General features: G+C 72.6%; 12 protein-coding genes and 1 pseudogene. 4 read left to right on the top strand and 9 right to left on the bottom strand.

The window, feature by feature from the left end:
* Window position 1 precedes the first annotated feature (1 nt).
* Window positions 2–718 carry a helix-turn-helix domain-containing protein gene (locus JGS22_RS25195; protein ID WP_211040415.1) on the bottom strand — a complete coding sequence of 239 codons (717 nt, stop codon included), beginning with the start codon at window positions 716–718 and terminating at the stop codon, window positions 2–4.
* Window positions 719–1,082: 364 nt separating this feature from the next.
* On the opposite strand from JGS22_RS25195, the gene JGS22_RS25200 reads away from it, so the two are divergent.
* Entirely contained in the window at window positions 1,083–2,099 is a 1,017-nt protein-coding gene (locus tag JGS22_RS25200; protein ID WP_211040414.1) for a fibronectin type III domain-containing protein, read from the top strand.
* Between the two features lie 161 nt (window positions 2,100–2,260).
* Here JGS22_RS25200 and JGS22_RS25205 read toward each other — a convergent pair whose 3' ends face one another.
* The 4 genes from JGS22_RS25205 to JGS22_RS25220 form a co-directional block, all read right to left on the bottom strand.
* Window positions 2,261–3,148: a GntR family transcriptional regulator gene (locus JGS22_RS25205; protein ID WP_211040413.1), complete on the bottom strand. Its 888-nt coding sequence runs from the start codon at window positions 3,146–3,148 to the stop codon at window positions 2,261–2,263.
* A 65-nt stretch (window positions 3,149–3,213) separates the two neighbouring features.
* Window positions 3,214–4,254, bottom strand: a complete 1,041-nt coding sequence (gene pdxA, locus JGS22_RS25210; protein ID WP_211040412.1) for a 4-hydroxythreonine-4-phosphate dehydrogenase PdxA — start codon at window positions 4,252–4,254, stop codon at window positions 3,214–3,216.
* On the bottom strand, window positions 4,251–5,624 hold the full coding sequence (locus JGS22_RS25215) for a four-carbon acid sugar kinase family protein (RefSeq protein ID WP_211040411.1): 1,374 nt from the start codon (window positions 5,622–5,624) through the stop codon (window positions 4,251–4,253). Before JGS22_RS25215 ends, pdxA begins: the two co-directional genes overlap by 4 nt.
* Window positions 5,621–6,850, bottom strand: a complete 1,230-nt coding sequence (locus JGS22_RS25220; protein WP_236074340.1) for a 2-keto-3-deoxygluconate permease — start codon at window positions 6,848–6,850, stop codon at window positions 5,621–5,623. The genes JGS22_RS25215 and JGS22_RS25220 overlap by 4 nt, the downstream gene beginning before the upstream one ends.
* 581 nt (window positions 6,851–7,431) lie before the next feature.
* Between JGS22_RS25220 and lanKC the strand changes: the two genes are divergently transcribed.
* The gene (lanKC, locus tag JGS22_RS25225) at window positions 7,432–10,131 is read left to right on the top strand and encodes a class III lanthionine synthetase LanKC (protein ID WP_211040410.1); all 2,700 of its coding nucleotides are present in this window, start codon (window positions 7,432–7,434) and stop codon (window positions 10,129–10,131) included.
* Between the two features lie 42 nt (window positions 10,132–10,173).
* On the opposite strand, the gene JGS22_RS25230 is transcribed toward lanKC, so the two are convergent.
* Window positions 10,174–10,734, bottom strand: a complete 561-nt coding sequence (locus JGS22_RS25230; RefSeq protein ID WP_216815164.1) for a hypothetical protein — start codon at window positions 10,732–10,734, stop codon at window positions 10,174–10,176.
* A gap of 192 nt (window positions 10,735–10,926) precedes the next feature.
* Here JGS22_RS25230 and JGS22_RS27520 point away from each other — a divergent pair.
* Both JGS22_RS27520 and JGS22_RS25240 read left to right on the top strand, forming a co-directional pair.
* Window positions 10,927–11,226, top strand: a pseudogene (locus JGS22_RS27520) (hypothetical protein); the annotation flags it as partial.
* Between the two features lie 115 nt (window positions 11,227–11,341).
* Window positions 11,342–11,617 carry a hypothetical protein gene (locus JGS22_RS25240; RefSeq protein ID WP_211040409.1) on the top strand — a complete coding sequence of 92 codons (276 nt, stop codon included), beginning with the start codon at window positions 11,342–11,344 and terminating at the stop codon, window positions 11,615–11,617.
* 245 nt (window positions 11,618–11,862) lie between these two features.
* On the opposite strand, the gene JGS22_RS25245 is transcribed toward JGS22_RS25240, so the two are convergent.
* From JGS22_RS25245 to JGS22_RS25255, 3 genes are all read right to left on the bottom strand, one after another.
* Complete coding sequence (locus JGS22_RS25245) at window positions 11,863–14,967, bottom strand: ATP-binding protein (protein WP_211040408.1); 3,105 nt, start codon at window positions 14,965–14,967, stop codon at window positions 11,863–11,865.
* Between the two features lie 306 nt (window positions 14,968–15,273).
* Window positions 15,274–15,927, bottom strand: coding sequence for a response regulator (locus JGS22_RS25250; RefSeq protein WP_211040407.1), 654 nt, complete (start codon window positions 15,925–15,927; stop codon window positions 15,274–15,276).
* Entirely contained in the window at window positions 15,915–17,006 is a 1,092-nt protein-coding gene (locus tag JGS22_RS25255) for a sensor histidine kinase (protein ID WP_211040406.1), read from the bottom strand. The genes JGS22_RS25250 and JGS22_RS25255 overlap by 13 nt, the downstream gene beginning before the upstream one ends.
* Between the last annotated feature and the right edge of the window lie 1,153 nt (window positions 17,007–18,159).

The raw sequence follows: 18,159 nt of genomic DNA on the forward strand, positions 1-18,159 counted from the left end.
TTCAGACGGTCATGCGGCGCAGCACGTCAAGCTGGGCGTTGCTGTAGAGCTCGGTGATGACCTCGACCAGGGCTCGCTGGGTGAACTTCTCGCCGCGCGGTGCGTCGGCGCACACCCCGGCGGGTGCCGGGAAGGTCTCCCTCAGCTCCTTGGCCACGGGCAGTGCGTGCAGACGGGCGGCCAGATCCCGGCGGGTCGGTTCGTCCGCGTCCGGCGGGAGCTCGTCGAACTCCAGCAGCACCGGGTCCTCTGCGTGGTCCCGCACCGACTCGGCGTACCGGGAGAGCACTTCGGGTGCGAGGAGGTGGGCGAGCACCACGTTCAGCGAACGGTCCGCCTCCGAGACCCGGACCCCGTCGAAGGCCGCCGCCAGTTCGGGCGGCAGCTCCACCGGAGTCTTCTGGTGGAGGATCACCGACAGCTCCGCGCGGGTGCGCTGCATCCGCTCGATGGCCGCGGCGAGTTCCGCGTCCAGCTCGTGCAGTGCCTCGCCGGGATGCTCGGTGTCCTCCTCCAGAGTGCCGATCTGCGGCAGCGACAGGCCGAGGTCGACGAGACGTCTGATGCGCAGTACCCGTACGAGATGCGGTACGCCGTAGCTCTTGTAGCCGTTGGCGCGGCGGTCGGGCTCCTTGAGCAGCCCGACGTCGTGGTAGTGCCGGACCGTCCGCAGCGTGGTCCCGGCCAGGTCGGCCAGTTGGTTGGTGCTCCACCCCACGACGATTCCCCGCCCCTCGATCCACCGGAGACGCGGATGCGCCGCCGGAGCACTCAGTGGAAACCGTGCCGTTGCGGCACGGTCAAGCGGAACGACCTCAAGTGGCCTGCGCAGAACGGGAGTTGAGCTCTGCGCGGCCCGTCCGCGGCTGTTCCGGTGCCGGTTCGGCGCGGCGCACGACGGGGTGCCGGGCGCTTGCTTCGACGATGTGGAGGACGCGAATCCGCTCGCCGGTAGTTGAGCCCGGCACCGAATTGGTGTGCACCGGCGGCGAGTCGGGCCGGAAGCGAACGAGATCTTGTGCGTACGCGGTCACTGTGGCATGAATGTCTAGACCATTACTCGTACGACGAGAGGTGTCCTCGTGAGGCCCACCCCAAGGCTCTCCGCGCTGAGCACCGCCGCCTGCCTCCTGGCCCTCACCGCCTGCGGCGGTTCCGAGGACAGCGGTGCCGACAAGCCGAAACTGCCTCCGGTGCCGACCGGCGTGACCGCCCACACCAGCAGCTCCACCACGGTGCACGTGATGTGGAACCGGTCGGACGCCGACAAGGTCCGGCGCTACGAGGTCTACCGCGACGGCGAGAAGGTCGAGACCGTGCCGGGCAAGCGCCACATGGTGGACATCGAGGGGCTCAAGCCCTCCTCCGCCTACACCTTCTCGGTGCGCGCCCGCGACGCCGAGGGCAAACTCTCCAAGCCGGGAGAGGCCGAGCGCGTCACCACCCCCTCCGCGGCCGAGGACGACAGCGAAGCACCCACCGCGCCCACCGGGTTGAAGGCCCGGGCGGACGGCCCGCACTCCGCCACTCTGACCTGGGGAAAGTCGACCGACAACAAGAAGGTGACCAGCTACGACATCTACCAGGCCGGCACCCGTATCCACAGTGTCGACGGCGCGAGCACCACGGCGTCGGTGACCACACTGCGCCCCGAGACCCGCTACACCTTCACGGTCAGGGCCCGCGACGCCGCCGACAACGCCTCCGAGGACAGTCCGTCGGCCCGCGTCACCACCGAGGCCGGCGCCGACGACTCCGGCTCCGAGGTGCCCACCGACCTCCAGGCCACCGTCCGCCACGCCAAGGACGGCCACCACCTCGAACTGACCTGGAACGCGCCGAGCGTCGACGGTGAGGTCACCGAGTACGAGATCCATGTGGACGGAAAGTTCCGCTCCAAGCTCACGCTCGGGGAGTCGGCGCCCAAGTCGACCGCCAACTTCGGCCTCCCGGTGGGCAAGTCGGCGAAGACCTACGCCGTGAAGGTGCGCGGAAAGCTGCTGGACGGAAACTGGGGCGGCTTCAGCAAGGAGGTCGAGATCTCCACCGGCAAGGCGGGCGACGGGGACGGCGGAGGCTCCTCCGACCACGAGCACTGAGGTCCGTCCGGCCGGGACGCGGCCGGGGTACCGCCCTCGTTCCGACGCCGCGTGCCTCGGGCGAGGCGCGCGGCGCCGTGCCTTTCGTGACAGCCGCGCGGACCGTCAACCGGCCGCAGAAGCGTGGTGGTTGGGCTGCGGACCGGCAGCGCCTCGGCGGCTCACAGTCGGGTGCGGATGGTCCGCAGCTCACTCAGTGCCTCCTCGGCCAGGGCCGTGGCGCGCTCCACCCGCTCGGCGAGCGAACCGCCCGCCGGCGCCCGCGCGGCGCCCGCGACGTCCCTGCGCACGGCCGGAGCCGCAGAGCCGGGTGAACGCACTGCGGGCCCGGCCGGGATCGCCGGCCCGGTGGGCTGGAGCGTCAGGTCGAAGGCGATGAGGTCGGAGCGGTGCCAGGTCGAGAACACCTCGACCGGCCGGCCCTCCTGATCCGTGCTCGTGCCCTCCAGCAGCAGCAGCGGCGTCCCGGGGGCCACCGCGAGTGCGGAGTCCAGCGGCGGCGCTGCCGCGACCGCGCGGATGGTCCGCCGGCCGTCGGCGATCCTGCGGCCGGTGGCCTCGGTGACCAGTTGGTGCAGCGAGCCGTGGGTCAGCGCCTCGCGGTCCAGAACGGCCGCCACCTCTGCGGGCAGATGGGTACGGATGAACGCCGCCGGCTGGTCGTCGACGCTGCGCAGCCGCTCCAACACCCAGACCTCGCTGCCGAGTTCGCTCACGTGGCCCGGCGCCGGGGCCGGCTCCAGCCGCAGCACCCGGGTGGTGGTGCGGGCGCCGCGCTGCTGCAACTGCGCCATCAGCCCGGAGGAGAGGTCGACGTCGCGGTGCATCTCGGCGCGCGGTGCCACGACGGTTCCGCGCCCGCGCGCCCGGCGCACCAGCCCCTCGGACTCCAGCGTCGCCAGCGCCTGCCGCACCACCGAGCGCGAGACGGAGAACCGCTCCTGGAGCTCGCTCTCGCTGGGCAGCAGATCACCCGGAGTCAGCTCGCGGTCGTGGATGCGCCCGCGCAGATCCGCGGCGATCCGGGTGTGCAACGGCGTCCTGGCCACGTAGCCCTCTTCTGTCCCGTGCGTCCGCTGCGTCGAACACGCGGCCCGCTCTCGTACCGGCAGGCTCAGGTTAGGGCACGCTCGGCCTCCTGGGCCGCGTCCCACACATGGCCCCAGCCCGGTGCCAACTCCGCGGCCCGCTCCGCCGCCAGGACGAGGCTGGCCTCGCGCGCCTGTCCGCTGCCGGCGATGTCGAAGGCGGTGCCGTGGTCGACGGAGACCCGCACCACCGGAAGACCGACGGTGATGTTGACGCCGTCGTCGCCGTACACGGCCTTGAAGGGGGCATGGCCCTGGTCGTGGTAGCAGACCACCACGAGGTTCCAACGTCCGCGCACCGCCTGGGGGATGAGGGCGTCGGCGGGCAGCGGCCCGTGTGCGTCCAGCCCCGCGGCCCGGGCGCGTTCGACGGCGGGGGCCAGTACGTCGGCGTCCTCGTTCCCGAAGATCCGGTTCTCCCCGGCGTGCGGGTTGAGCCCGGCCACGCCGATGCGTTCGTCGGGGCGGCCCAGCGCCCTGGTGAACGCCCCGACCAGCGCGAGCACCGAATCGGTCCGCTGGGGCGTCACTCCGGAGATCGCCTCGCGCAGGGAGACGTGCGTCGTCAGATGGAAGACGTAGAGGTCGCCCGCGGACAGGACGAGCGAGAAGTTCCGTACGCCGAACTCGTGCGCCAGCAGCTCGGTGTGGCCGGGGAACTGGTGGCCCGCCGCGTGCATGGCGGCCTTGTTGAGCGGCGCGGTCACGATGCCCTGCACCGCGCCCTGCTTGGCGAGGTCGACGGCTGCCACGACGTAGCGGTGCGCGGCGTCGCCCGCGTCGGGATGGAGCCGGCCGAAGGGTACGTGGTGCAGTTCCGGCCCCGTCTGCACGACCTCGACCAGCCCCGGGTCGTTGGTCGCCTCGCGGGGGTGACTGAGGACCCGCACCACCGAGGGATCGGCACCGACCGCTTCGCAGCCGCGCCGCAGGGCGTCCGCGGTGCCGATCACCACGGGCACGCAACGCTCGCGCAGCTGCGGGTGGTTGAGCAGCGTGCGCACGGTGATCTCGGGGCCGATCCCGGCGACATCGCCGAGGGTGAGTGCGAGCACGGGCCTGGTCATCGAGGATTCTCCGAATCGGTCGGGGTGCGCAGTGCGCGCAGGAGCAGCGAGAGTGTCGTGCGGTCGCCGAAGCCGCCGGCCTTGGTGACCACGGGCAGCCCGTGCAGCGGGCCGCCGGCGATGTGTCCGTGGGGCACGCCTTCGGCGACGAGCCCGTGGACGGCGACGCCGCGGGCGCCCACCGCGGCGAGGAACGCCGCGGCGCCGTCCCCGCCGACCAGTACGACGGCGTCGAAGCCGTGGTCGGGCAGGGTCAGTGCGTGCGCGGCCCGGCGGGCGAGGGCGGTCGCCAGCCGGGAGCCGGGCAGCGAGTCGGTGCGCTCCTCCGGCGAGAGCAGGACCACCGCGCCGCCGTCGGCCGGCAGTGGGCGGGCGATGTCCTCGGGCAGCTCGTCGGCGTCGGTGTGCACGACCGTGACCGCGCCGTCCGGCGGGGCGTCCGCGCCGTGCGGGGCGTCTGCGGGACCGCCGTACGGCGTCTCGGCGTACGGGCTTCCGTTGGGCGCGACCTCGCCGGAGGTGAGCGCCGCCACCTGCTCCCTGGCCACCGCGTGGTGCGAGGAGACCAGGACCAGCGGACGGCGTGCGTACGGAGGTGAGTCGGCCGCGCGCCGGGGCGCAGCCGTCCCGTCCGCCGACCGTGCCCACCGTTCGGCCAGCGGGGCGGCGAGTCCGGCCGATCCCGCGGGAACGGCGCGCGGGCCCAGGAGGTCGACGGCTTCGGCGAGGCGGGCCAACTCCTCGTCGGTACAGGCGTCCACGGCGACGACCGGAGCGCGGCGGCCGGCCTCGTCGAGGGCTGCGGCCCACTGCGCCGCGGTCGGGAAGGTGCCCAACCCGACCGCGCCGGGCACCAGTTCGGTCAGCGCGTCGCGGGTCACCGGGGTGACCGGATCGCGTCCGGCCGGGGACTCGGAAACGGGAGAGCCCCGTACCAGCAGCCGGCCACGGACCACCGTGCGGTGCATCGCGGGGTAGGCCGGGCAGAGCACGACCAGGGCGTCGGGGAAGGCGGCGCGGCGTGCGTCCAGGGCCCCGGCCAGCTGGCCGGCGACCGAGCCGCGCAGTGTGGAGTCGACCTTGAGGTAGAGCCGGTCGTCCGCGGCGAGGCCCTCGTGCTCGGCCGCCGCCGAGGTCGCCCGCCGCGCCTCCTCGTGGCCCAGGGCGCGGGCGTCGGTGGAGACCGCCGTCGCTCCCCGGGCGGTGTCCTCGCGCGTGGGGTCGTGACGCGTCGGGTCGGGACCGGAGCCGGGGTGGCCGGAGGCGCCCGGGAGTCGGAGAACGGTCTGCCAACCGGCCCGGGCGAACTGGACACCGGTGTCGTTGGCGCCGGTCAGATCGTCGGCGACCACCAGTACCCGCCCGCTCATGCGCGCGCCTCCCCGTCCGGTTCGCCGGAGTCCCGCGACGACGGCGCCGCGCTCGAGCCGCCGGAGCCGCCGCCCTGCGCGGTGTCCGTGGCGGTGTCCGTGGTGGCGTTCGGCGCAGTGTCCGGCGCGGCCCTGTTGGGCGCAGCTGCGGCGCCGTCCCGCGAGGCGCCGGCTCCGCCCTCCGGCACGCCGCCGGCAGCCGGATCCGCGCCGGACTCCTCGTCGAGGAGGTTGCCGTCCTCGTCGACGACGGTGAGTCCGCCCTCGCGCTTGAGTACCCAGGAGGCGAGCAGCGGGGCCAGCACGGCGGTGATCAGGGCGGAGGCCGCCACCTGGGCGGTGGCCGTCTCCACGTAGGGCGCGAACTTGGGGTCGGCAGCCCCGACGATCGCCGGGGTGGCGATGGCGTTGCCGGCCGTGGTGGCGGCGGCGAAACCGAGGCCGCTCTTGTCGCCGCGGCGCAGTACGCAGCGGTAGCCGAAGTAGACCAGCGCGCCGGTGAACGGGGTGACGACGGCGCCGACGACCAGCCCAGAGGCGCCGCCCTTGACGACCGCGCCCAGGTCGATGCCGGTGCCGAGGCCGAAGGCGAAGAAGGGGATGACGATGTTCGGGGTGGACCGCATGATGTCGCGCCACTTGGGGTCGAGGTTGCCGACCAGCATGCCGAGCAGGAACGGAACGACCGCCGCGAGCAGCAGGGTCCCGGGGATGGCGGCGAGACCGGACATGCCCAGGAAGAGCATGGAGAAGAACGGGCCGTCGTTGATCGCGGAGGCCAGGTAGGCGCCCCTGTCCCGCTTGTCGCCGTAGCGCCCGGTGAAGGCGAGCCACAGGCCGCCGTTGGAGTTGTCGACGGCCACCAGCAGCGCCAGGATCGAGACCCCGGCGATGCCGTCGATCCCCACGGCGAGGCCGAGCAGCACCACCGCGCCCGCCGGGATCAGCGACTTCGCGGTGAGGATCACCGCGGCGTGGGCGAGTACGGGTCCGCTGGTGCGGGCGGTGACGTGGGTGCCGGTGGCGAAGATCAGCAGCGCGATCAGCGCCATGGCGCCGTCCTTGAACAGCGCCGTGGTGAAGCTGCCGATCTCCAGGGCCGGCATGGCGAAGGTGCCCATGATCGAGCCGAGGATGAGGGGCACCAGCATCAGGCCGCCCGGAAGCCGGTTCATGGCGTCGAAGAGCGGGACGATCGTGCGGTCCTCGTGGGGTGAATGTTTCATGGGCTCTCCGTGATCACGCCAGGAAGTCGGACAACCTGTCCGTACGTTATGTATGTACGTTCGCGGTGTCCCGTCACCTTGTCAACCCCTCGGCCGCGCGTCCCCGCGACCGGCCGGAACCCCGCCGACATCGGTCTTCGGCAGCGCGAACGTACGCACGGCTCCGTCGCCGGATGCGCGATCCGGCGTCCGCGGACCGTTCGGTGCCACCCGCATTTCCGGCAGCCGGCCGGCCCCGGGAGGTGGGGGAGCGGCGTGCGGAAGACGGGTGGTGAGCACTCATGTGCCCAGCGCCCGGGGCGCGTTGACTCACTCCTGTCGGCCCGACCACACCACCCGGTGTGCCGAGGCACCCGACCACACGAGAGGAACCGCCATGAGCGGTCCAGCACCTCGAGCCCGAGATCAACGCCTTCACGCCGCCTCCTGGAGCGTCACCAGCAGCTCCAGCGACTGCTGCAAGAACGAGCCGGAGCTCGAGCAGCAGTGATCCACCGGCTCGTGCGGAGGTGCGTCTCGCCTCCGCGCGAGCCGTCCCCGCGCCGGCCACCAGACCGCTCCCGGACTCACAGAGGCTTCAGATGCGCAACGAACGCTGGGTCAACCGCTTCCACTACGCCTGGAACAACACCCTGTTCTTCGACCCGCTCGATGTGTACTACGAGCCTCGGGCGGACCACTTCCTGGCCTCCCTGGACCAGCGGACGCGCGCACTGTTCGAGCGCAGCGGCATCTGGTGGAGCCACCGGCACAACGGCGAACTCCCCGCGCAGGGCTGGAAGATCCATGTGTCCGCGGAGCCCGGCCGGGTGCGCGAGGTGGCCGCGAAGGTGATCGAGTACCTCACGGCGCGACGGGTGGACTTCAAGATCGCGCTCGACGTCAACATCTACGAGATCCTCAACTCCAAGGCCGTGGCGCGCGGCGGTGGCGGCAAGCTCGTCACGATCTACCCGCGCGACGACGACGAGTTCCGCACCTGCCTGGCGGACCTCGCCGAGCGGCTGGAGGGCATCGAGGGCCCCTACGTCCTCTCGGACCTGCGGTACAAGGACCACCGGACGCTGTACTTCCGCTACGGGCAGTTCCTGAACACCCACGAGATCGACGTGCTCGGGCGCAGGGTGCCGCACATCCAGGGCCCCGACGGGCCCGTCCAGGACGTCCGACGCCCCGGCAGCGCGCATCCGGACTGGGTCGCCTGGCCGTTCGACGACTGGAAGCCCGAGGAGGAGCCCGAGGGCGACGGACTGCTCGGCGGGCGGTTCTGGGTGACCGGGGCGATCCGGTTCTCCAACAGCGGCGGCGTCTACACGGCGCAGGACACCCTCGACGGCGACCGCAAGGTGGTGCTGAAGGAGGCTCGTCCGCACACCAACCCCAACCTCCGCCAGGCGCACGACGCGGTGGAGATCCAGGCCCGCGAGTGGCAGTTCCTGAACCGGCTGGCGGACGAGGGCTCCTTCCCGGTGCCCATCGCCCGGTTCCAGCAGTGGGAACACCACTTCATCGCGATGGAGTTCCTGCCCGGCGCCGACATCCGGGCGGTGCTGCTGGACAAGAACCCGCTCACCCGGCCCGGTTCGGACCCCGAGCGCTCGGTGGAGTTCCTGGGGCTCTATCTGGACGTCTTTCGCGAGCTGGCCGCCACGATCCACGCGGCCCACCAACGCGGCGTCGTCCTCGGTGACTTCACTCCCGCCAACGTACTCATCGACACCGAGACCCACCGGGTGAGCATCGTCGACCTCGAGGCGTGCCGGCTCCTGGAGCCCGAACACGCCGCCGCCGAGCAGGCGCTGAGCCGGCCGGTGGAGCTCTTCACGCCGGGCTTCAGACTCTCCCGGAACAAGTACCGGCTCACCGGCCCCGAGAGCGACCTCTTCGGCCTGGCCACCTCGATGGCGCACTTCGTCTTCCCGATCGCCGCCATGTCCTCTCTGCGCGAGAACGTCCTGGAGAACTTCGGGGTCTTCTTCGAGGCGCTGGGCTGGCCGGACACCGTCCACCGGCTCATCACCGACCTCGCCTCGGCCCGCGTCAGCCTGCCCGAGGTGCTGGAGGCGCTGGCCGACGAGGAAGCGCTGCTCGGCGCAGTGCGCACCCCCGGTGCTCCCGCGGTCGACGAGGCGCGGATGGGAATGGCGCGGACCGAGACCGAGGTGGCGGCGTTCGTCGCGGCCGTCGCCGACGCCGAGCGCGCCACCCTCTTCCCCGTCGACCCCTTCACCCACATCAGCAACCCCCTCAGTCTCGGATTCGGGGCGAGCGGTGTGCTCTGGGCGCTGAACGCGAGCGGCGTGCCGGTCGAGCCGCAGTGGCGCGACTGGCTGGAGCGGGGCATCGACGGGATGCGCACCGAGGCATACCCGGACGGGCTGATGACCGGACTGGCCGGGATCGCCTGGGCGGCCGACTCGCTCGGACTGAAGGAGCAGGCCCGCGGGCTGCTGGCCCGGGCCAACGAGCGCGCCCCAGAGGTGGGCGACCACTCCTTCTACTACGGACTTGCCGGCGTCGGCATGACCAATCTTCGCTTCCATCTGAGCGACGGCGAGCCGCGCCATCTGGAGGCCGCCCGCGAATGCGCCCGCGCGCTGCGGGAGTCGGCGGTGTGCGAGGACGGAACGGCCCACTGGCGCAACGCCTTCACCCGCGAGGAGCCGCTCGGCGGGCTGGGCTACGGCCAGGCCGGCGTGGCGCTCTTCCTCCTGCGGATGCACCAGGTCACCGGTGAGGACGGCTTTCTGCGGCTCGGCCGCGAGGCGCTCGCCTTCGAGATGTCCCGGGCCGGCGCGGGCGGCGACGCCTCCGACGACCGGGAGATGGTGACCTTCGCCCAGGGCGGCACCGTCGAGCCCTACGTCGAGGTGGGCGCCGCCGGCGTGCTCCAGGTCCTGCTGCGCTACGGCGACCTGGACCGGGCGCGGGCGGTGGCACGCGGACTGGACTTCCGGTTCTCGGTTCTCCCGGCGTACGGCTTCGGCATCAGCGGCGTCGCCGACGCCCTGCTGGACGCCGCCGACTTCACCGGGGACCCCTCCTACCGCACGATCGCGCTGCGCCAACTCGACTACGTGCGCACGACGTTCCTCTTCGAACCCGACCCGCGCTTCGGGATGCCGCGCGAGGACGGCCGGCGGCTGCTGGGCGTGCCGGGCGAGGGGATGACGCGCTGCGCCACCGACTACCTCACCGGCTCCGCGGGGGTGCTGCGCGTACTGCACCGGGTGAACCACGGAGGAGGGGCGGACTTCCTGCTGGACGAGGCGGCGCCGTGAAGGAGCTGTGGCAGACGCTGCGGGGCCACCGCCCCAGGTTCCTCACGCTGATGATCGCCGAGGCGGGCACCGTCGGCATCGCTGCTGCACCCGCTGCAGCTGAAGGCGATCTTCGACCAGGCCGTCCTGGCCGGCGACTTCCACCGGTTCGCGCTGCTCGGCGGCTGCAACCTGGTGCTCGGACTGACCCTGAACATCGCCGCGTTCTGGATCTCCACCTGGCGCAAGCGCTTCGAGAACACGGTCGTGCTCGGCCTGGAGGCCGAACTCCTCGACCGCACCCTGGCCCTGGACGGCCGCAGACTCTCCGGTCCCGGACACGCCTCCTGCGTCAGCCGCATCCACAACGACGTCAAGGAAGGCGTGCTGCCCTCCATCGACGTGTGCGTACGCGTCGGCAAACTGCTGGTGACCTCCCTGGTCTTCCTCGGTGTGCTGCTCTGGCTCTCCTGGCAGGCCAGCCTCGTCCTGCTGCTGGTCGTCCCGCCGCTGGTCCTGGTCAGCAACCGGCTCGCCAAGCAGATCGAGAAGAACACCGGGCCCGAACGCGAGGCGGAGGCCGGCTGCGTCAACCGCCAGAGCGCCACCCTCGGCGCCTTCCACGCGCTGCGCGGAATGCCCGCCCTGATGCCCGGCACCCGGGAGACCAACCGCCGCGGACTCGGCGGCTTCCTCGACCTCACCTGCGTCAACTACCGGCTGACGGTCAAACAACGCACCCCGAGCAGCGTGACGATGAACCTCTCGGACACCGCTTCCATGGTCGTCGGCGCGTTCTTCGTCTTCAGCGGCAGGATGACGTTCGGCAGCTTGCCGGCCTTCGTCAACTCGCTCTGGCGGGCGGTGACCGGCATCTTCGACCTGACCAACCTGATCCCGCAGGTCCGCCGCAACACCGCCGTGCTCCAACGCGTCCACACCCTCCGCGAAAGCAGCCAGCAGCCGTACCACCAGGAGGGCGCGCAGGTGCGGCTGCGCGGGGTGACCGTGTGCCACGACCCGCGCTCCGCCGCCGAGGTGCGGGTGCCGGACTTCGAACCGGCTGCCGGCGAGAGGGTGTTGCTCCGCGGCCCGAACGGCTGCGGCAAGACCACGCTGCTGCACGTACTCGGTGGCACGCTCGCCCCGGACACCGGTACGGTCACCCTCCCGCCGCGGGTCGCAGCCCTCACCGCGCCGGTGAACCTCCCCCGCTGCCGGTGGGGGGCTGGTGCCCGGCGCCGGACTGCGCGGCGCCCTGATGCTCGACGGACTCCTCGACCAGCTGCCCGCCAACCTCTCCTCCGGCCAGCGCCAACGCGCGGGCGTCGCGGCCCTGCTCGGCGAGGAGGCGGACGTCCACCCGCCGACGAGCCGTTCGCCAACCTCGACGAGCACGGCCGGGACACCGTCCTGCGCGAACTGGTCGAACGCACCGCCGGGCGGGCGCTGCCGGTCGTCCACCACGGCGACGAAGGCCTGGACGTCCGCTTCGACCGCGTGGTGACCCTGCGCCGGCCGACCGGCCCCGCACCTGCCGAGGAGACAGAGGCCACGAACTCGGCGACGGAACCCTCCCCGGCGCCCGGCGAGGCGGCAGGGCGCGCGAACTCGCTCCGTCCCGGCGGGGCGACCATGCCGGCTGAGGACTGCCCCCGCTCGTACGGCCGAAGCGCGGAAACCGTACGGGCGGGCGTGGGCCGGTGGCTCAACGGACGCGCGTACCGCCGCGCGTGCCGCGCACGACCTGCCTCAACGGAAGGCGAGCGGGCCGGGTGCGTGGCCGGGCCCCGGACCGCCCTGCGGGCGCAGTGCACGGGCGAAGGCGGTGCGGTTGGGATGCCCGGTCTTCTGAAGCAGGCTCGCCACGTGCTTCTCGACGGTGCGGGGCGAGATGTGCAGCGCCGCCGCGATCTCCTTGTTGGCGGTCCGCTCGACCAGCAGCCCCGCCACCTCGTACTCCCGGGCCGTGACTCCCTGTCGGCGAAGCGTCTGCGGCACGTGCTCGATCCCCTTGCGCCGCTGCCGCACCGGGGCGCCCATACCGCGCATCAACGCTCGGCAGGCGCCGGCCGCGGCGGAGAGCTGCGAGCCGTGGAAGTGCTCCTCGGCCTCGCGCAGCCAACGCACCGGCTCCCCCCACCCGTTGAGGTGCGCCTCCTCGGCGACCAGGCGCAGACCGAGCGCGCGGGCGTTCGGGTAGCGGGCAGCGAGCTCCAGCGCCTCGCGGGCCTGAGCGGACGCCTCGTCGCGACACTGCTCCCTGCCCAGCAGCACTGCCTTCGCCAACCGGGCGAAGACCTGGTTCCAGTGGGCGCTCGCGTGGTGCATGCCCTGCCGGTCGCTGTGATGGCTGCTGCCGAGCCGCCCTTCGAGCACTCCCAGCAACAGGACCGGCCCGTACCGGCCGAAATCCTCCACGCTGGGGTTCTCCGCCTCGTGCGCCTGCGCCCGGGCGAACTCCCGGTCGGCGTCCGCCCGGCGCTCCTCCAGCAGGGAGCAGAACGCCCGCGCCGACCCGTCCGCCAACGGGTGCAGTCCCGGCACGGCCTCGGCCGGCGGACACAGGCCCGCCAGCACCTCCTCCATCTCCGCGCGCTGCCCGCGGTGTGCCAGCAGCGTCGCCCGGGCGAGCCCGAGCCGGGCCGACGCCCCGACCAGACCCAGCCGTTCGGCCTCGACCTCCAGAGCGTGCAGCCGCACGTCCGCGGACGCGAACTCGCACCGGCGTATCTCCTCGCGCACCAGCGACAGCCCGATCTCCTGCGTCAGCGCGGGCATGCCCAGACGCTGCGCCTCGCGCAGGGCCTGTTCGACGTCGGCCTGCTCGCCGCCCCGTTCGGCCTCGACGAGCGCCAGCCGCGCCTCGGCGAGCACGGCCTCGGCGGGCAGGCGGTGGGCGAGGGCCAACGCACGGGCGGCGGCGAGCTGGATCCGTACTGCGGAGTCCTCGCGGTCGGCGGCCAGTCGGGAGAGCAGCAGAGCCGCCCGACAGGCGACCTCCGGCAACTGCGCGCGACGGGCGCCGGCCAGGGCGCGGTGGGCGAGTTCCCGAGCGGTGCGCAGCCGGGTGGGGCCCAGCCGGTGGGGTTCGACCTGCGCGGCGGCCAGGTCCACGACGGCCGCCGCGGCGCCCTGCGAACCGCTCGGCAGCGACCAGCCGGCGAGTTCGAGGTGGGCCAGCGCCCGGTCGGGCCGTCCCGCGAGCAGCGCGAGTTCGGTCAGCCGGGCGTACAGCCGGGCGCGGAGCGCGGGGTGCAGGTCGTCGGGCAGCGCCTGTGCGCTGTTGACCAGGGCGGAGACAGGGGCGAGCCGCGCGGTGTGGGCGACGGCCTCCAGCACCGACTCCAGCGCCCTGCCCCGGGCGGCCGAACCCGCCGTCGAGGCAAGGCGGTTGGCGCGTCCCAGCAGCGCCGGCGCCCGGTCACTCTCGCCCGACAGCAGGGCGCACTCCACCTCGCGGCAGTAGAGGTCCACGGCGGTGGCGGGCTCCTGGCCCAGCTCGTAGAGCTCGGCCGCGCGTACGCGCCAGACGCCGGGGACCGGCTCTCCCGACTCGCCCAGCTCCACCAGCGCGTTGGCGACCTGCCGGGCCCGCGCGGCCCGGTCCGGCGGGCCCAGCCGGGCCAGCTGCACCTCGGCCACCAGCCGGTGCCGGAAGGCGTACCAGTTCGGGTCCGCCCGGTCCTCGACGATCAACGAGGCGGCGGCCAGCGCCCGTACGACGCCGGAGAGCCGGCCGTCGTCCCAACCCAGTGCGCGGCGCGGGACGGAGAGCGGAAAGCGCGTCCCGAACAGGGCGGCGGTGCTCAGGAGGTCCGCACAGGCCGGCTCCAGTCCGGCCACCCGGCAGCGCAGATCAGCGGCGACCGCTGCCGGGATCGCACGGGGAACGCGACCTTCAGCGACCGTCAGGTGGAGCAGCTCGGCGACCACGAAGGGGATGCCGCCGCTGCGTTCCATCACCGTCCGCACCTGGGAGTCCGCGATCTCCGAGGGAGCCGTCGCCCGGGTGAGGGCGAGGAGTTGGTGCACCTGCGCGGCGGTCAGCGGACCGAGATCCAGTACGGTCGCCACTCCGCGCTGGCGAGCCCGCGGCGCCAGCTCGTCCGCCACCGCGCTCTCCCGCTGCGCCGTCAGCAGCAGCGCCACCGGCAGCTGTGCGAGATGGTCCAGAAGGTGCTCGACCACCGCCAGCGTGCCGGGATCGGCGTCGTGGAGGTCGTCCAGCACCAGCAGCACTCCGCGCTGCCGCCCCAGGACGGCGAGCAGCCGCAGTACGGACTCGGCGACCACCACGGGAGAGCCGGCCCGATGCGGAGCGCCGGAGAGCAGCCGCGCGAGTACGCGTCCGTACGGACCCCACCCGGCCGGCTCCGAGGGGAGCCCGGGCCTGGTCAGCGCGTGCAGCGCCGCCACCAGGCACCGGTAGGGCAGCTGCGGCCCCACGGTGCCCGCCCGTCCCGTCCCGGTGGCCATCCGGGGGCCGGCCAGTGCGACCGCCTCCGCGGCGAGCCGGGTGCGCCCGGCGCCCGGCTCGCCGGTCAGGAAGACGGCACCTCCCCGGCCGGCCCTCGCCTCCTCCAGAACGGCTGCGAGATGTGCCGACTCCGGGCCGCGGCCGACCAGCGGGGAACCGGTGCGGGCGGAGAGGTCGTGGCCGTGCGTCGCCCGCCCGCCACTGTCGCCCTCCTCCGGCACGCGCAGCCTCGGGGCTCGGCGGCCCGGCAGGCGGCGGTCCGGGACGTGGTGGTCCGGGACTCGGTGGTCCGGCAGGCAGTGGTCCGGCAGGCGGTGGCCCCGGGGCAGGAGGTGCGCGGCTGCGAGGGCTTCGGAACGGACTGGGGTCTGCGTCATCGGTCTCTCCTGGTCCGGGAAGAGAAAGCTCGACTCGATCGATCGTGCGGCGGGGCGACGGAACGGTTCCGGCGTCGGGTCCGGTCCGGCCGGCGTCGACGCGGTTTCCGGTGCGGCACGCGAGTGCGCGCCTCACGATAGAGAGCGCCAACAGCCTTTCCCAGCCGTCTATTTGGGGGGCTTGCCGCCGCGTCTGTCCCCTTCCGGCCGGCTGCCCCGGGCTCCGTGCTCCGCGCGCCCGCACCTCTGGCGACCGCTCCTCGCCGCCCCGCCCGTACGCCCGTACGCCCGTACGCCCCGAGTGCCTCAGCCGTCGTCGAGGCTGTCCTCCCGCACCACCCTGGCGAGGTCGATCTTGGTGTACGTCGGCCGGCCCGCCTGCCGGTACTTGGCCTTGACGCGGTTCAGATAGTCCTTGGCCGTGTGCACCGTGATGCCCGCACGCCGCGCGGCCGACTTCAGCGTCATCCCGGACGCGTAGTCGAGCAGCACCTGCCGCTCCCTGGGCGAGAGCCGGGGCCGCGAGGGGCTGTCGTCGTGGGCGCAGGCGAAGGCGAGTTCGGGGGAGTGGGCGCCGCGGCCGGCGGCGACGTCCTCGATGGCGGCGACCAGGGTGGGCAGATCGTTGTCCTTGGTGAGATAGCCGTCGGCGCCCGCCCTGATCGAGGCGATGACCTGGGTGCGGTCGGGCACGGTGCTGATCACCAGGACGCGGCTGCCGGAGTGCAGCAGCCGGCGGATGTTCTCGCCGGGTGTCGAGTCGTCCCGCAGCCGCAGATCGAGCAGGACCACGTCCGCCGGCGCGTACGGAGCGGCCGGTGGGGCGGGCTCCAGCAGTCGGCCGACGGTGGCGGCCGTGGAGACCAGTCGCAGCTGCGGCTGGTCTCCCAGCCACGACCGCATGCCGTCGGTCAGCATCCGGTCGTCGTCGACGAGCGCGACGGTGATCACCCCGGCCATCGCAGCTCCACCCGGACTCCCTCTCCCGGTGCCGTGTCGAGCACCGCCCGTCCACCGACCTGCGCCATCCGGTCGTGCACGGAGCGGCGCAGCCCCAGACCGGGCTCGTAGTTCCGCGGGTCGAAGCCCGGCCCCCGATCGACCACCGTGACCCGTACGCTTCTGCGCGAGGCGTCGCCGGTCGCGGTGACGTACGCGTGGTCGGTGCCGGCGTGCCTGCGCACGTTGTTGAGCGCCTCGCGGACCGCGTCGGCGAGGGCCGTCGCGACCTCGGAGGGGACCTCGGGCAGGGCGTGGCACTGAACGGTGACGCGAAGCCGGAGCCTTTCGGCGTCGGCGACCGCGCCCTCGAGAGCCTCGGCGATGCTCTGGTGCGCCTCCTCGTCGGCGGTCTGCTGGATGAGGCGCCGCAGCCGCGCGGCCTCCCGGGCGCAACGTTCGCGCACATGCGGGGAGTTGGCGTCCACGCTGCCGGAGGCGAGAGTGGTGAGGGTCGCCAGCACCGTGTCGTGCAGCATCAGATGGTGCTCCAGGCGCTCGGCGTAGCGCGCCTTCCTCGCCTCGGCGGCCAGGGTGCGTGCGTTCGCGTCGTCGAGCATCCGGCCCTGCCGGCGCAGGTACCACCAGAAGGTCCACGCCATCGCGGCGGAGAAGAGCAGTGAGTTGGTGTGGCCCAGGATCACGGCGGTGCCGGCCGACACCAGCCGATAGCCCAGCAGATGGGTCAGTGCCAGCAGCGCGACGGCGCCGAGCAGCGTCCAGCGTCGCAGCACCACTGCGGCGGCGGCGCTGGAGGAGGTGCCGAGCAGCATCACCCACCCGAGCTCAGCGGACTGGTCCGCTCCGCCCCAGGCGCACAGCGCCAGCGGGAGGGTGGCGCCGTTGACGAGGATGTCGGCCCACAGGAAGCGGCGGTCGAACCAGCCGCGCCGCAGCGCCGTTCCGAAGAGCAGCACGCTGAGGGCCAGTGCGACGAAGAGCGCCGCGTAGTGCGCCGGCTGGTCCCGCTGGTGCTGGAGCACGGCCAGCAGACCCACCGTGAGGTGGCTGACGCGGTAGAGCATGGTGGCCAACAGCATGAAGGACTGGGCGCGTTGGAGTCCAGAGCCGATCGCCGTCGAATCGGGTGGCGTTCTCGGCCCGGCTAATCGCGATATTCGCGACGACACCGTCCCCGCCCTTCCTCGCGCTCGGCGTCCGAAGTCGCCCGTACGGGAGACGAGTTCGGCCGCCACGGCGCCGTCGGGTGCCCATGACCGGGCACATCCTAACTCAGCATGTTCATGAGCAGACAACGCCGGATGGTCCGCCCCTATCCGGAATATGAGGTTCCCTGCTCGAGTGACGGGGGACCGGCATACTTCTCGGTGGGCTTCGGTGGGCTTCGGTGGGCTTCGGTGGGGGCGAGTGCTGGGCGTGCCTCGTTGCTGCCTTCTCGGGGTGCCCCGGTGGGGGCGCGACTGCGTGGTGTCTGCCGGCCCGGTCGGGCGGTGATGGCGGTGAAATCTCGTCAACTTGCTTGCGGCCGACGGCATGTGGCGTGTTGCCGTGCCTCTTGTGAGGTCGCTCCCCGATCTTCTGCGGGAAGGCTCGGGACCGCTTGATGACTGATTCGTCGGTGCCGACGGGTCTGGTTGTGGTGATCGTGTGACCGAATGTGTCCGACCCTGAATGAGCCCCCGAAGCCAATTCCGCTGATCCGGGAGAATGGTGGCAGTTGACGGTGAATTGGCACTCCCGAAACGGCCACTGATGTAGCCGTGAGTGACCGCGAAGAATACGGAACGCAGACCGAGTTGCGCCCGAGCGATCAAATTCGGTCGTACTCGGGCGCCCTTGTTTTGTCCGCCACCTGCACGCGGCGGCCACGTCCAATCACCGTACAACCAGGGACTTGGCCGATTGTGGCCGTGTGCGACGGGGTGTGCCCGACCGTCTCCACCACTCGATGCCCGAACGGGCACGGCGGGGCGAAAGGGCCGTTGCCCCTTTTGCGCGGCGGGTGTTCTCAGGAGACTGTGCTCAAGGCAGCTCTTGGTGTGGACCAATGTCCGTGTATCGGGGGCCAGGGGCCTCCTGAAAAGGAGCAGAACCCGTGAAGACCGCCCGTCGTGGGCCGTACGTCGCCCCCGAGGCTTCTGCGCGACGGCACGGCCCGAGCCGTGAATGGAAGCCGATGCCGCACGTCGACCGCGTGCCCGGCAGCAGGATCACCGTCGCCTCCCTCGTCCC

It is taken from the genome of Streptomyces tardus, assembly GCF_018101125.2.
In the GTDB taxonomy this organism is placed as follows: Bacteria; Actinomycetota; Actinomycetes; order Streptomycetales; family Streptomycetaceae; genus Streptomyces; species Streptomyces tardus.